Here is a 1,755-nt window from a genome sequence, read left to right on the forward strand (position 1 = left end):
CTGCTGAATAGTGTTTCACTGCCCGTCTTTGCTCCGCCCCCTGTACGATTACGAGAAATCAGATGACGCGACAACTATCCTGACACAGGGGGGAAACCACTTTGTGCCAATCGACTGGCCGCGCGCTGGATTGCTCCGTGCGGCAGAAATACAGCGGCAGGAACTATGCCGCCGTCCGCGCGGTGGCCGACTTTGTCGGCGACGGCCAGCCGGCGATTCTGACGGAGTCGTATAACTATGTGTCCGGCACGCCACCAAGACCGAACGGCGGACTCCAGATGTGCAGGGTGATGGGCGAGGATAGCACCGGCGGCGCCGGCGTGGCCGACGACAACATGAGCTGCGTGCCTTGGACCGGTATAGGCATATCGCTCTCGGTTGGAGACGGCATGACCAAGGACCAGGTGTTCTTTATGGACTTGCTGGGCACCGGACGTACCCAGATGGTGCGCTACCACCGGGGTGCGTACTCCTCTGAGCACAACTGGCAGGAGGACGGACGTTGGGAGGTGTTCGAGCCGGTCGATGTGGCGCGCGCGCAAGAGGCGCTCGACCGTATCGTTCAGGTGAGCAACGGCCTGGGCCAGAGCTCGACCGTCGAATACGTCGACGGCCTGCCCAACGGCGTGGTCAGCCTGAGTGGCGACAGCACGCTGGCCTACCCGCAACATGCGATCAACACCCCCGGCAAGGTGGTGCAATGCTTGCGCGCCAGCGACGGCGCCGGCGCCGAACGCAGCACCGCCTACCGCTACTACGACGGTGCGCTCGACCTGGCCGGGCGGGGCTCCCTCGGCTTCGCCCGCATTGTCAGCACCGACGAGCAGACCGGTATTGCTACGACGGCCAAGTACAGCCAGGCCTGGCCATTCGTCGGCATGATGCTGTCGAGCGAAGCGGTGCTGAGGGACGTGCACCTGTCCGACACCAGCAACGTGCCGCAGTTGCAGTCATTCACTCACGGCAATGGCGCGCGCACGACGATGACCTTCGTCGAGAGTTCGGAAACTGTGCGCAAGGACAGCAACGGCAGTCCGATGGCCACAACCACCACGGTGAACAAGTACACCGACGGCTGGGGCAACATCAACCAGCAGACCGTCACCACGCGCGGCGGGGCCGAGGGCGAGTACAAGACCGACGTTGGCGCCACCTTCCGCAACGACGTGGCACGCTGGCTGGTGGGGCTGCCGCTCAGCGTCGTCACCAGCAAGACCGATCCCGTCAGCGGCACGCTGGTGCGCACGCTGGCGCGCGACTACGACCCCGTTACCGGCTTGCAGTCGAGCGAGACGCGGGAGCCGGACGCGCCGCAATACCGGCTGCGCACGACTTTTGAGCGCAGCGGCAACGCCTTCGGCCTGGTCGGCAAGGTGACCCAGGACTGGATTTATCCGCTACCCGCCACGGCGCAAAGCCGGGTGCTCAGCGCCACGACCTACGACGCCAACGGCCGCTTCCCGGCGACGGTGACGAACGCGCTGGGTCACCAGGAGCGCCACCGCTACGACGCCGGCAGCGGCGCGCGGCTGGAGCGGGTCGGACCGAACGGCCTGGCCACGCAGTGGGAAGTCGACGGTCTGGGCCGGGTGTCCAGGGAATTGCGCGCCGACGGCAACGAGTCGCGCTACTACCAGAAGAGCTGTACGGCCGACTGCCCGCCGGCGACGGCGCTGGTGCGGATCGTCGAATCCTTCCACGGTAAGAGCCGGATCGCGCCGCCGTCCGTCGTCTATCTCGACGACGCCGGCCGCA

The 1,755-nt window shown here is 66.0% G+C and carries 1 protein-coding gene; it reads left to right on the forward strand.

Annotation, left to right across the window (positions count from 1 at the left end; all coding sequences use genetic code 11):
- Window positions 1–137: 137 nt before the first annotated feature.
- On the forward strand, window positions 138–1,755 hold a 1,618-nt coding region (locus H7U20_RS06905), incomplete at its 3' end, for a toxin TcdB middle/N-terminal domain-containing protein (protein ID WP_370593096.1).

Origin of the sequence: Rugamonas violacea (assembly GCF_016461825.1) — a bacterium.
In the GTDB taxonomy this organism is placed as follows: domain Bacteria; phylum Pseudomonadota; class Gammaproteobacteria; order Burkholderiales; family Burkholderiaceae_D; genus Rugamonas.